The sequence below is a fragment of the Lactobacillus gallinarum DSM 10532 = JCM 2011 genome (assembly GCF_001434975.1).
GTDB lineage: Bacteria > Bacillota > Bacilli > Lactobacillales > Lactobacillaceae > Lactobacillus > Lactobacillus gallinarum.
On sequence record NZ_AZEL01000047.1, the window covers coordinates 95559 to 108708 of the forward strand.

Consider the following 13150-nt stretch of genomic DNA (forward strand, 5'->3'; position numbering starts at 1 on the left):
ATCTGCTTGATAAGTAGGCAACATTAGTAGACGCGATCGGAGTCATTGGCAGTTGTATAGTCGATGGCTTATAAAATAAGACATAAAGAAACCACCTTGTTTAAAGGTGGCTTTCACATTATTCAACTGAATTTTTAGCTGCAGTTAAAATCTTCATTGTTTCCAAAGTATTGACAAACGCTTCATCAGCTCTCCGAACATCATGTTGATCGATCATCTCGGCAAATGCAGTGAACTCACTTGCCATGCGATGTGGATATTTATTAAAGTTGTAACGCTTCGGTTTTTGTCCACGCATTTCGACGGTAAAGTTATCAAGCGTACCAGTTGAACCGTCAAAATAAATGCTGCCTTTTTCGCCTTCAATGAACGAACGTGGCGTTACATAACTGTCCTTTGAACCGATCAAAGTTACTTGTTTATCAGGATAAGAAAGATGCAGGATACCCGATGTATCAATGCCTTTTTGCATGTTGGCGTAGTATTTTACCTTATCAGGCAACCCGAGCAGTCCAGCGGCAAGGTGGATATTGTAAATATTCAAGTCCATCAAGGCGCCGCCATCTTTTTTCGGATCAAAAACGGGAGCAATCTTACCTTCAAGGAAGGCGTCATAACGGCTAGAGTATTGCGTATAATTTAAAGAAACGATATGAATTGGAGCAATATTATCTAATTCTTCTTTGATCTTTTTGTAGTTTTCTAAGTAGATATTAGTGATAGCTTCAGCGATAATTAAATCTTTTTCATCGGCCAATCGCTTTAATTCTTCGGCTTCAGCTGTACTTAATACAAATGGCTTTTCGCAGATGACATTTTTGCCATGTTCAAGTGCAAGCTTAGCTAGCGAGTAGTGCAAGAAATTAGGCACGCCGATATAGACCGTATCAACGTTGCTGTCTGACATTAATTTTTCATTGTCAGTATAGGTTTGAGAAATATTGTATTTTTGTGCTAATTCTTGCGCGATGCCTGCGCTACGCTTGGTTGAAGAAATTGCGGTTAATTCTAAGTTATCAATTTGATCAGCAGTAGTTAAAAAGTCTTGAACAATCATGCCGCTGCCGATAATTCCTAATTTCATCGTGAATACCTATTTCTTTTTCTTATTATTGTCAGTAGTTGGCAAATTCTTAGCGTTCGTAGCGTTAGTTGGAACCTTTAAGAAGTCGTGACTACCAAAGTTGCCATAGCTTTGACCGACCTTGACTGTCATCATTTTGCCAAGCTTCATGTTAACGAAGACGTTAAAGGTAGCTAATTTATTGTTTTTCACTACCGCCTTAACCGTCATTGATTTGTATTTGCCTAATTTTTGAATTTGCTTAAACACTTTAGCTTGACCTGTGCTTTGTGGAGTAGTATCAAAGATAGGAGTAGCTGCTTTTTTCATCAAAGCTTTATCACTTGTTTTAGCAGTTAAAGTGTAGGTGTTTTTATTGCGCTTTAACTTGTAAGCTTTAATCAACTCAGCACTAGGATTAGTGATCAAGTGATTATTCATAATTGCATCAGTTAAATCGGCGTATGAGTGTCCGGTTAATTTCTCTAGATCAGCTTTATACCAAGTGTCACGACCATTGATATAAACGTTGTTCATGTTAACCCATTCTTCGCTAGAGCGGGTCTTGCCCTTGCTAGAAGTTTGGTTGATTATATGGTAAACCGTTGAGTCACCGCCAAATGTGGTGTTGGCAATAGCTGCTTGGTTAGAAGTGTCAGTGCCAAGAATAATTGATTGAATAACTTGACCACTCTTGAAGCCCTTTTTCATTTTTTGAACTACCTGAGTTTTGTTTAAAACAGGATCAGCTTTCTTTTCTTTTGGGCTACAGCCACTGAGTAAAAAGACGGCGGCTAATGATATACCGATAATTGCTTTTTTTAATTTCATAATAAAAAATCTCCTAAATAACTATTTCTATTATAACGAAAAAGCCCAAATCTATGCTTAGATTAGAGCTTTTTTATATTAATTATTTTTTATCTAATTTTCCTAAATCTACGGAATTCTTTTTAACTGCACTAGGAACGGACAATTTCTTAATTTGATCAATTTGATCTACATTCATAGTCAAAGTCTTCTTTTGCCCATCATCTTTGTAGCTAGAAACAATTTTTACATCATTGACATTGTAATTTTTATCAACGTCGACCTGAATTTCAGTATTGATTGGCTTTACATCATCAATATCAATTCCGATTAAAGTTGTGACTGCCGCATCAGACACGATCGCGTTCCAAACTCTTTTGTTGTTTCCTTTATAAATAAGGGCATAATTGTTGTCATTCTTTTTGACTTTAAATTGTTTGTGCAAAGGAATAAATGGAGTTAACAAGTTGCCATTTAAGCTTTGAATGAATGATGAATAGGTGCCAGCCTTAGCAGTGGTCTTAAACCAGTGACTGCTGTTGGTGCCTTTCATTTGAATGTAGCTATTTTTCCCTTCAACCCACATTTTATAGTAATTAGAAGTTGCGGAAACATTGGCATAAATGATCGTAGGTTTAGTTGTATATTCAACCGCAGCCTTTTGTAAAGTTTTGCCATTGCTTTTTTCGTCCCAAGTGGCATGCATCGAATTATAATTTGCTTTTTGTGCTTTAGTTAAAATAGTTTTGGCGCTCGGCAAGTTGTCGCCAGATTTAGCACTTTTTTGCGAGCAAGCGGATAAACATAATGCTAATAAGGCAACTAAGCCTAAAATTAGTTTTTTATTCATAAATTTCATTTTTTACACTTCTTTTTGAATATTTTACTTAAAAGTAACACAAAAAAGAAGATAATAGAAAGTGAACATTAAAAAAAGATGTTTTTTACTCATTTCTCTATGAAAAAAACTGTGAAATGTGTAAAATATGGATGAAACATTGAATTTTAAAAGGAGATATTTCATGTCAAAATTAGTTTTAATCCGTCACGGACAAAGTGAATGGAACCTTTCAAACCAATTTACTGGTTGGGTTGATGTTAACCTTTCAGAAAAAGGTGTTGAAGAAGCTAAGAAGGCTGGTCGTTTAATCAAGGAACACGGTCTTGAATTTGATCAAGCTTACACTTCATTATTAACTCGTGCAATCAAGACTTTGCACTTCGCATTGGAAGAAAGTGGCCAACTCTGGATTCCAGAAATGAAGACTTGGAGACTTAACGAACGTCACTACGGTGCTCTTCAAGGTTTGAACAAGAAGAAGACTGCTGAAAAGTACGGCGATGAACAAGTTCACATTTGGCGTCGTTCATACGATGTTTTGCCACCAGCTATTGATGATGACAATGAATTCAGTCAAGCACATGACCGTCGTTACGCAAACTTGGACCCACACATCGTTCCTAAGGCAGAAAACTTACACGTATGTCTTGACCGTGTAATGCCATTCTGGGAAGATCACATTGCTCCAGACTTACTTGACGGCAAGAACGTAATTATCGCAGCTCACGGTAACTCACTTCGTGCTTTAACTAAGTACATCGAAAACATTTCTGATGACGACATCATGAACCTTGAAATGAAGACTGGTGAACCAGTTGTTTACACATTCGACGAAAACTTGGATGTTGTTAACAAGGAAAAGTTGGACGACTAATTTAATTAATGGTTATTCACACAAAAAAGGAACTTTGCAAGAAGCTCCTTTTTATTTTGTATTTTTTAGGGAAAAAAAGCACCCCAAGAGGGATGCTCTATTTTATCAACTTGCCCCAAAAACTATTTTTTAAACATTTAGTTTCATAATTTTTTGGAACAAGTATATTATATTATAAATAAAGAAAATTTACCATTTTTTTCTAAGGAAAGAGAAACGATATGAAAATATTAGTAACCGGTTTTGATCCTTTTGGCGGAGAGAAAATTAATCCTGCAATTGAAGCTGTAAAAAGATTACCTAATGAAATAGCTGGTAACAAAATAATTAAGTTAGAAGTTCCTACTATTTTTTATCAAAGTGCTGATGTCGTAAAGAAAGCGATTGAAAAAGAAAATCCTGAGATGGTGATTAATGTAGGACAGGCAGGTGGTCGCGGTGCCATTACGCCCGAAAGAATAGCAATTAATTTTCAATCGGGTTCAACTCCTGACAATTCTGGTAAAGGTCCTAAAGAAGGTAAAATTCAAGCAGACGGATTAGATGGCTATTTTACCCAATTGCCAATTAAAAAGATGGTAACTGCTATTCGTCATGCCGGAATCCCTGCACAAATTTCAAATTCTGCGGGGACATATGTCTGCAACCATCTTTTTTATGAAATTCAATATTTAATTCATCACGATTATCCTGATTTAAAGGGCGGCTTTATTCATATTCCATATTTGCCAAGTCAGACTAAGAATGGACGTTATCCTTCAATGAGTTTAGAGAATATGGTAGTCGGGCTGACAGCGGCCATAAAAGCGGCTGCAATGTGTTAAAAATTGACAGTTACCCCTTTTAAGTGCTATTTTTGTCAATGGAATTAAAGTGGGGAGAAAAATATGCAAACAATTGATAATTCTCTCTTACAAGTCTCTGTCGATGAGAATGGGGCCAAAATGGTCCATCTTGTATCTATTAATGATAATTATGATTATCTCGGCGAAAATGGGACTGAAGAGGGTATGGCAATTGCTTTTCCAGTGCTTGATCAAGGCAATAACTGGGCTAGCAAACTGCCCTGGACTGTCGTAGATAAAGGTGATACTCGAGTCAGTTTGACTTTAATTGATACACCGGAAAGCTATAAAAGTTTTCCATATCATTTTGAAGTGATGATAACATATGCTTTGGAGGGCAATCAATTAAAGATATCATTTTATCTAAAGAATTCATCACATAAGGAACTACCATTTTCATTAGGCTTTGTGTTGCCAAGTACTTGGCAAAGTCAGAGCAGCATTAACAAAATTAGTTTAATTAATGAAGAACATGGAATAGATATTGCTTCAACTGATTTTAAGTTAGCCGCAGAAGATGGTAAAGTTACTGCTTTTACTGATAAAATTGAATTAGAGGCTGAAAGTAGCCGCAATTTTGAGATTACATTGACACTAAAGTAAAAATAAGTAACGATTTTAATAAGATGTAGGAAGCAAGTCAGCGATGATTTGCTTTTTTTGTTATAATACACTCAATGTGAATTTACATATAGGTATGATTTATGAAGAAAAGTAGAAAAGAGTATAGAAATCACCCGACAGAGACTCGAGTGCAAAATCATAAATATAAAAAGCGCCATGTTTGGGCGTGGGTCACGGGGATAATAGTCTTAGTAGCAGTAGTTGCGACCGCGGCTTATTTTGCTTCTGTATATTTCCGAACAAAGAACGCTGTTGATAAAACCTATGATCCGCAAACTGCAGTGAAAACTACAGGTGAGTTTAATGGGAAAAAACGTTTTGCTGTTTTATTGATGGGAACCGATACTGGTGCTCTTCATAGAACAGAAAAGCGTGGACGAACTGATACCATGATTTTAGCTGTAGTTAACCCTGCTAAGAAGCACTATACGTTGGTTTCTATTCCACGTGATACGATGGCGCAAATGGTTGGTACAGATGAGTTTGGGGTAGAAAAAATTAATGCTGCCTATGAGATAGGCGGAGCAAGAATGGCAATGGACACTGTCTCTGAATTAATTAATGTGCCTGTTAAATATTATGCTGTAGTTAATATGGGCGGGATCATGAAAATGATTCGTTATGTTGGCGGCATTAATATTCGACCAACGCTTAGCTTTGAATATGGCGGTTATGTCTTTAAGAAAGGCAAATTAACCCATATGGGTGGTGCCGGAGCACTTGCTTACTCGAGAATGCGTTACGATGATCCTAGAGGAGATTATGGTAGGCAGGAGAGACAGCGACAAGTCATCACGACATTAATTAGAAAGGCTGTTTCGATTAGTTCACTATCAAATTTAGATTCAATTCTAACCTCTGTTTCAAACAATGTACGAACCAACTTGCCATTTAGTGCTTTACAACAAATTGCAATGAATTATCGTGATTGTGCTAAAAGCTCATCAAGTGATTATCTTCATGGCTATAATGCTGAGGTTGAGGATGCCGCATATCAAATTCAACCAACTAGTGAATTGCAACGAATTTCTGATTTAGTGCGCACAGAGTTGGAATTAGAAAAGGAAGTTGTTCAGAATAACGAGACCTTCCAGAATGAAAAAAATAAAGCTAATGGCTTTAGTTTTAAGAGTGGCAAGATTCAGCATTATCATATCTATGATTACACCGGAGAAGGGGATAATTAATGGAGCGAGTTTGGGCCACGCTGATTGGCTATATTTTTGGTAATTTTCTGACAGCGATGGTTGTTGGTAAAATCTTTTTGAAAATAAACCCTACAGAATATGGTTCACATAATCCAGGAACAGCTAACATGGGGGCTGTTTTTGGTAAAAAATGGGGTATTTTAACTTGTTTGGGCGATTTGCTAAAAAGTTTGATTGCTCTGTTTATTGTGTATTTTGTTTTCCCAGCACATATCAATATTGCATATACTGGTCTGGGATTGATTTTAGGACATTGTTTTCCAATTTGGGATCATTTTAAAGGCGGTAAAGGTGTTGCAGTTGCCGCTCAGGTAGCGGTCTTTTATGATTGGAAGGCAGGATTTGCAACTTTGCTAATTGCTCTGGTATTAACTGCAATTATGCAAAATTTGACGATTCCACCAATCGTGTTTATGCTTTTATTCAGTGTTTATGAATTTTGGCACAATCAAGAAGCAGGAATTGTCTTTTTGGTGATTACTTTAATTATGATTTTCAAGTTCTGGCATGATATTATTGATTTCTTTACCGGTCATGGTAAAAAAGTTGATATTTTATATTCAATTAAAAAGAAGTTGGGAATTAAGAGTAAGTAATAACAAAAAATTTTAGTAAGGACATAGACTAGGAAAATGAGTGAGATTAATAAAAAGAAATCACTGAATGTTGGTCAAATTGTTTGTATGATCTTGGCTGCATTTTTAATGCTAGTGCAGATGTTTTCATGGGGGAATACCTTTGGTAGATTGCCATTGAGTACCTTAATGAGATTTATTCCAGGAATGCTAGGTAGTGCAACATTAGCGCTTGTACCGATGGTTTTTGGTGCTGTATACAGCAAAAAGAAAATCCGTCCAACTGAAGCATTCAGATTCTGGATTATTGCAGTTGTAACGCTGATACTTCTGTATTTGGCTAACTTCATTAAGCGACCAGGTAGTTTTGTCATGTGGAAGCTGTGGGGTGTGTTCTTCCCAGTTTTGACAAGTACTTCAGTTTTACTAGCTGGATTGATTTTCAGTATTTTGGCTCAACCATATCTGTATGAGTTGCAACGCCGAATTACAACTAAGCAAAATGTGTTGCTGCTTAGTGCATTGACATTAGTAGGCTTTGCTACTAGTGCAGGTACAATGTACTTTAACTACTCCATTTACGGTGTTTACCTCGTCTTATACTTTGCTTGGGGGATGTTCTTGGCCAATGTTAAGATCCCTAAGAAAGTCTTTGGCTGGTCAATTGCTGCAGGAGTATTTTCATTCTTTGTAATGTTTATTGGGGTTCCGGGATTTAACGGTGTCTACTGGTATCAGCGTTTATCCGGACGTAGTGGAGTTTATTCTTGGACTCCTAAGTTTTTAAGTAATCCTACCTCGCCATTTCTATTTTTAATGGTCTTGGCAGTATTCTTAATCTTTAGAAAAGTAATCGTTAGCTATAGCGCTAAGGATATGCGTTTCTTTATTCCAATAATTATTTTTATGGACGCACCAATTATTGGTGGGTTTGTAAGATCATTCCGCTTTACTAATAGTGCTGGTTTTAACAAGTTCTTGATGATCGTCATTATGATGATTGCAGCTCTTGCGCTGAACTATTTGTATAGCCGCTTTTTATTTAGAATAAAGCCAATTAAGAAGACAGTTGAGTTCTTCAATAGTCATGATAATTTAGCTGAAGTTGTGGAATATGGTTGGAAGAACTTCACAGCATGGGTAGTTGAAAACCGAGTAAGACTTCTTACTTGGGGCTGGTTCTATATCTTGAGTTTTGTTTCATTCTTAATTGAATCAGATAACTTAAGAATTCAAATTACAACAGCTACAGATATCAATGCCGTAATTTTCTTGCTCGGAACTAGATTCTTTGCAATCATTTTGACAGCCATTTTCTTGGATGCCATGTTTGCAATTTTCTACTTCATCACAACGCGTTACTGGACTTCAACCATTTTGGTTAGTGTAATTACCATTGGTTGGGCCATTGCCAACAAGATCAAGCTTAACCTTCGTGGTGAACCTATTTATCCAACTGAACTTGATGAAATTGTTAACTGGAAGACCTTGCTTCCAATGGTTGGTCAACAAAAGGTAATTATGATTGCCGTTGCTTTAGTGATTGTAATTGCTTTGACTGTTTTCCTTGAAATCAAGTTTCCAATTAAGAAAAAGGGTTCATGGAAGCGCCGTGGTATCTGGGCATTGCTCAGCTTGCTTTTGTTTATGACACCAGCTCGCTTCAACCACGATGGCGGAATCATTTATCACATCAACCGTGGTTTTGATAACAAGCAATCATTCAGAAACCCTGAACGTGATATTCAAATTAACGGTCCATTATTGAACTTCTTGAACTACTTCGATTTACAGATTATGAATAAGCCATCTAATTACTCCAAGGCTACGATTAATCACTTGAATGAAAAGTATGGCAAGATTGCTGATGAAATTAACAAGACTAGAAAGAATACTTTAAAGGATCAAACTATTGTCTACAACTTGAGTGAAAGTTTTGTTGATCCATATACTTTCCCAACAATTAAGATTGATCCTAAGGTTCCAAACCCAGTTAAGTTTATTCAATCAATGAAGGATAGATCTACTTACGGTAGCATGCTTAGTGCAGGTTACGGTGGTGGTACTGCCAACATGGAATGGGAAACTTTGACAGGATTTAACATGGGTATGTTCAAGTCAACCTTGACTCCATATGTTCAAATTGTGCCAAACTATGACTTCTACCCCACCATTGGTATGGACTTCAACTACAAGTCAGCTGTTCACCCATTCATTGGTACTTACTACTCAAGAGTAGAAGACTACAAGAGATTTAAGTTTAACAAGTTTGTTTACCTTGGATCTAAGTACAAGATCATTGATCAGAAGAAGTTAGGCAAGAGTACTTACAACTCTGACTTCACTACTTATGCTAACGGTTTGAGACAAATCAACAGCATGAAGGGTGGTCAATTTATTAACTTGATCTCAATTCAAAACCACATGCCTTACAACAACTGGTATCCAAACAACGAATACATGGGTAAGGTATCTGGTGAACTCTTCAACACTGCTGCCGTTCGTGAACAAATGGCAACTTACATCAAGGGTACGCAATACACCGACAAGGCAGTTAAGAAGTTTATTGGTCAAATTGATAAGATCAAGAAGCCAATTACCATTGTCTTCTACGGTGACCACTACCCAAGTATTTTGTCACAAAACTACACTGCTAAGTATCCTGTTCAAATGCACGCTACTCGTTACTTCATTTACTCTAACAAGTACGCTAGAGAACATGGTGCTAAGGAGAAGTTGACTCACAACACTAATTACGTCAACACTAGCGACTTCACTGCAATGATGCTTGAACAAACTAATTCTAAGGTAACTCCTTACCAAGCATTACTTACTGAAGTTCACAAGAAGCTTCCTGCAATCACCATTAACTTTAACGGTGATAAAGGCTTCCAATTAGTTGATCAAAAGGGACACTTCGTTGATCCTAAGAAATTGACTTCAGAACAACAAGCAATTTTGAATGACTACGAAATGGTTCAATACGATATGACTGCTGGTCAAGCTTATGGCTTGAAGGCTAAGGGGTTCTACAAGTTAGATAACTAAACAAAAGACCGAACACGAAGTTCGGTCTTTTTTGTGTCTAATGGTAAAATAGTAGCTAAGAAAAAACGTGTTAAAGGTGATTAAAATGAAAAAGATAATGACAATGGCACTAACAAGTGCTGCACTTCTTGGACTTTCTGCTACAACTGTTCAAGCTGGTACATATAATCCAAAGAATACTACTAGTTTTAATATTAATAAACGTAACCACGTAACTAAAGGCAAAATTTACAAATTACATTTACCTGCAGCTGGTAGATTAGTTACAAATAGCAATGTTACCTTGAAAAATAGCATGGAATGGACATGTATTCCTTATGGCAAAAAGAAGAATACATATTATTTGCGTAAGGGTACATACTATTTAACCAGTTCAAAGAATGCCAACGTAAAGACTGCATATACTCGTTTGACCAAGATTCGTAAGAATTTAGAAACTTACGTTGAAACTAAGAAGGATAATGATAACAGCAGCCTTAAGGCAAGAAAGATTAAAATTGGTCAAAAAATCAAAGCAATGGGTGAAATGTACAATTATGATAGTATCGACTACTACAGCTTTACTATTGATTCACCTCAAATGGTTACGATGAAGATGACTAATAATCCAATTTATCAACTTGGAAAAGGCAACATCTTCAGCAATATGAACGTAATCATGTTTGATAAAGATAATTCTGTTGGCGGTAGCACTATGCTTTACCCAGAGGATTTCAAAGTTAATGGCAATAAGACTGCCAGCCAAAGTTGGTACTTGGCTAAAGGAACCTATGTGTTTAGTGTAAATACTCGCGGGCTTTATGATTTCCAATTAACAGCCGTTCCTGATACACGCATGGTGCCAACAGATACTGAAATTGAATCTTTAAAGGATACTAAGGATGGTGTGGTTGCTACATTGAGGGATGCACTTCATGCTAAGACTTACGAACTTGCATGGCGTGAGAAGGGCTCAAAGGCTGCCTCATTTACTTCTAGCAGCAACACTGTAGAAGTAAGTACTGCTCCAGCTACGCGCTATCTAGAAAGAAACGGTCATAAAATTCCAGTTCAAATTGGTAAAAAGTTAGTTAATGGTCAAACTTATGATTTTGTAGCTCGCGGAGTAAGCAACCCTGACTACATTCGTTACGGTAATCCAGAAACTGATAATTATTTTGGTGCTTGGAGTAAAGTTGTTGAGCATACCTACTATGCTCCTTCAGATGCCACACCAGGAGCTGTCGATTTAACCATTGCTAAAGCTGACAATACTTACCACAACATTCATGTAGTTTGGGAGAAAATTGATAGTGCACAAAGTTACCGCATTGCTTACCGCCAAAAGGGTACAAGCAAGTGGTATTACGAAGTAACCGATCAAGCTTCTAACGCTATTACAGGTATTACCAGAAATAGAAGTTATGAAGTGAAATTACAAGCTTTAAATGGCAGAGAAGAAGGCCCATGGTCCGCAATTAAAACGGTTTTCTTAAAATAGCGGTTGACTAAAACTATTTTTCTCGTTAATATCATAACTAACGAATGAGTAGCGAGTCGGCTCAGCGTTCAGAGAACTAGCGGTTGGTGTGAGCTAGACAGGCCGATTTTAGCGAAGTACTTAATAGGGTTGCTCCTTTACCGGCTTTAATAAGGCGCAGTAGCGCAAACGTGGGTGGTACCACGGCTAATAATGTAGTTTAGTCGTCCCTTGATCGGAAGATCAGGGGACGTTTTTTATTGGAGGAAAATTATGGCAAAGTTTGATATCTTAGAAGACTTGAAGTGGCGTGGAGCCATTAATCAAGAAACTGATGAAGAAGGTTTACGTAAGTACTTAGCAGAACATGATGATCTTGCTCTTTACTGTGGTACTGACCCAACTGGTGACTCACTTCACATCGGTCACTTAATTCCATTCATGATCTTGAAGAGATTCCAAATGGCAGGTTACCACCCAGTAATTTTGATCGGTGGTGGTACTGGTGCAATCGGTGACCCATCAGGTCGTAAGACTGAACGTACTTTGCAAACTGCCGACCAAGTTAAGCACAATGAAGAATGCTTGACTAACCAAATGAAGAAGTTGTTTGGTACTGAAAACTTTGAAATTAGAAACAATGCTGAATGGCTTGGCAAGCTTAACTTAATCGATTTCTTGCGTGATTACGGTAAGTTCTTCCAAGTTAACAACATGATTAACAAGGACGTTGTTGCTAGTCGTCTTGAAAACGGTATTTCATTCACTGAATTTACTTACCAAATTTTGCAAGCCATCGACTTCTACCACTTGAACAAAGATGATGGTGTTCAACTTCAAATCGGTGGTAGTGATCAATGGGGTAACATCACTGCAGGTATCGACCTTATTCACAAGCTTGAAGGTGCAGATCGTCCTGCATTTGGTTTGACTATTCCATTGATGCTTAAGGCTGATGGTACTAAGTTTGGTAAGTCAGCTGGTGGTGCTGTGTGGCTTGATCCTGAAAAGACTAGTCCTTATGAATTTTACCAATTCTGGATTAACCAAGATGACCGTGACGTTGTTAAGTACCTTAAGTACTTTACTTTCCTTAGCCGTGAAGAAATCGAAGACTTGGCTGAAAAGACTGAAAAGGAACCTTGGAAGAGAGCTGCTCAAAAGCGTTTAGCTGAAGAAGTAACTAAGTTCGTTCATGGTGAAGCCGGTCTTAAAGAAGCTCAAATGATTACTGATGCATTGTTCTCAGGTGATATTAAGAACTTATCAGTAACTCAAATTGAACAAGGTTTGAAGAACGCTCCAAGTGCAGAAGCAGGCAGCGAAAAGAAGAACTTGGTTGACTTTTTAGTTGATACCAAGATTGAACCTTCAAAGCGTCAAGCACGTGAAGACATTAAGAATGGTGCGATCTATGTTAATGGTGATCGTGAACAAAGCGTTGACTTTGAAGTTGATCCATCAAGCGCCTTCGATGGTAAGTATGTAATTATCCGTAAGGGTAAGAGAAAGTACACTTTGGTTACAATTAAGTAATTAATCAGAGAAAATGGGATGATAATTCATCTCATTTTTTTGTTTTCAGAAATACTATATGAAATTTAATTAATATAGTAACTGATTTTATGCAGTCTTGAATATTGAAAAAGCGTGAATTAAATAAAATAATATTTCACTAGATAAAATGTTATTTTATTTTTGCCACAAAAAGCAAAATAATTAATATAAGTTATTTTACAAATTCACATGATGACTATACGATTTAGAATAATGCAACAATATATGCATATAACTATACCGACA

The 13150-nt window shown here is 37.0% G+C and carries 11 protein-coding genes; 8 read left to right on the plus strand and 3 right to left on the minus strand.

Features of this window, described 5'->3' with window-relative positions; translation table 11 throughout:
• Window positions 1-118: 118 nt before the first annotated feature.
• The 3 genes from FC37_RS06265 to FC37_RS06275 form a co-directional block, all read right to left on the minus strand.
• Complete coding sequence (locus FC37_RS06265; protein WP_025005696.1) at window positions 119-1084, minus strand: Gfo/Idh/MocA family protein; 966 nt, start codon at window positions 1082-1084, stop codon at window positions 119-121.
• A gap of 9 nt (window positions 1085-1093) precedes the next feature.
• The gene (locus FC37_RS06270) at window positions 1094-1894 is read right to left on the minus strand and encodes a hypothetical protein (protein WP_056945550.1); all 801 of its coding nucleotides are present in this window, start codon (window positions 1892-1894) and stop codon (window positions 1094-1096) included.
• Window positions 1895-1976: 82 nt separating this feature from the next.
• Window positions 1977-2732 (minus strand): DUF6612 family protein, encoded by a 756-nt coding sequence (locus tag FC37_RS06275; protein ID WP_025005697.1) that lies wholly within the window; start codon window positions 2730-2732, stop codon window positions 1977-1979.
• A gap of 163 nt (window positions 2733-2895) precedes the next feature.
• Between FC37_RS06275 and FC37_RS06280 the strand changes: the two genes are divergently transcribed.
• The 8 genes from FC37_RS06280 (at window position 2896) to tyrS (ending at window position 12883) form a co-directional block, all read left to right on the plus strand.
• The gene (locus tag FC37_RS06280; protein WP_003630668.1) at window positions 2896-3588 is read left to right on the plus strand and encodes a 2,3-diphosphoglycerate-dependent phosphoglycerate mutase; all 693 of its coding nucleotides are present in this window, start codon (window positions 2896-2898) and stop codon (window positions 3586-3588) included.
• Between the two features lie 221 nt (window positions 3589-3809).
• Window positions 3810-4412 carry a pyroglutamyl-peptidase I gene (gene pcp / locus FC37_RS06285; RefSeq protein WP_025005698.1) on the plus strand — a complete coding sequence of 201 codons (603 nt, stop codon included), beginning with the start codon at window positions 3810-3812 and terminating at the stop codon, window positions 4410-4412.
• Window positions 4413-4475: 63 nt separating this feature from the next.
• The gene (locus FC37_RS06290; protein ID WP_025005699.1) at window positions 4476-5036 is read left to right on the plus strand and encodes an aldose epimerase family protein; all 561 of its coding nucleotides are present in this window, start codon (window positions 4476-4478) and stop codon (window positions 5034-5036) included.
• A gap of 101 nt (window positions 5037-5137) precedes the next feature.
• Entirely contained in the window at window positions 5138-6244 is a 1107-nt protein-coding gene (locus tag FC37_RS06295) for an LCP family glycopolymer transferase (RefSeq protein WP_025005700.1), read from the plus strand.
• Window positions 6244-6861: a glycerol-3-phosphate acyltransferase gene (locus tag FC37_RS06300; RefSeq protein WP_025005701.1), complete on the plus strand. Its 618-nt coding sequence runs from the start codon at window positions 6244-6246 to the stop codon at window positions 6859-6861. Before FC37_RS06295 ends, FC37_RS06300 begins: the two co-directional genes overlap by 1 nt.
• A 36-nt stretch (window positions 6862-6897) precedes the next feature.
• Window positions 6898-9888, plus strand: coding sequence for an LTA synthase family protein (locus FC37_RS06305; protein ID WP_025005702.1), 2991 nt, complete (start codon window positions 6898-6900; stop codon window positions 9886-9888).
• Between the two features lie 85 nt (window positions 9889-9973).
• Entirely contained in the window at window positions 9974-11368 is a 1395-nt protein-coding gene (locus FC37_RS06310) for a fibronectin type III domain-containing protein (protein ID WP_025005703.1), read from the plus strand.
• Between the two features lie 252 nt (window positions 11369-11620).
• Window positions 11621-12883: a tyrosine--tRNA ligase gene (gene tyrS, locus FC37_RS06315; RefSeq protein ID WP_025005704.1), complete on the plus strand. Its 1263-nt coding sequence runs from the start codon at window positions 11621-11623 to the stop codon at window positions 12881-12883.
• The last annotated feature ends 267 nt before the right edge of the window (window positions 12884-13150 follow it).

Bases quoted from the DNA above. Each gene is read 5' to 3' on its own strand.
- FC37_RS06300 (WP_025005701.1), top strand. From the start codon at position 6,244: ATGGAGCGAGTTTGGGCCACGCTGATTGGCTATATTTTTGGTAATTTT.
- FC37_RS06295 (WP_025005700.1), top strand. From the start codon at position 5,138: ATGAAGAAAAGTAGAAAAGAGTATAGAAATCACCCGACAGAGACTCGA.
- tyrS (WP_025005704.1), top strand. From the start codon at position 11,621: ATGGCAAAGTTTGATATCTTAGAAGACTTGAAGTGGCGTGGAGCCATT.
- FC37_RS06270 (WP_056945550.1), bottom strand. From the start codon at position 1,894: ATGAAATTAAAAAAAGCAATTATCGGTATATCATTAGCCGCCGTCTTT.
- FC37_RS06290 (WP_025005699.1), top strand. From the start codon at position 4,476: ATGCAAACAATTGATAATTCTCTCTTACAAGTCTCTGTCGATGAGAAT.
- FC37_RS06265 (WP_025005696.1), bottom strand. From the start codon at position 1,084: ATGAAATTAGGAATTATCGGCAGCGGCATGATTGTTCAAGACTTTTTA.
- FC37_RS06305 (WP_025005702.1), top strand. From the start codon at position 6,898: ATGAGTGAGATTAATAAAAAGAAATCACTGAATGTTGGTCAAATTGTT.
- pcp (WP_025005698.1), top strand. From the start codon at position 3,810: ATGAAAATATTAGTAACCGGTTTTGATCCTTTTGGCGGAGAGAAAATT.
- FC37_RS06310 (WP_025005703.1), top strand. From the start codon at position 9,974: ATGAAAAAGATAATGACAATGGCACTAACAAGTGCTGCACTTCTTGGA.
- FC37_RS06280 (WP_003630668.1), top strand. From the start codon at position 2,896: ATGTCAAAATTAGTTTTAATCCGTCACGGACAAAGTGAATGGAACCTT.
- FC37_RS06275 (WP_025005697.1), bottom strand. From the start codon at position 2,732: ATGAAATTTATGAATAAAAAACTAATTTTAGGCTTAGTTGCCTTATTA.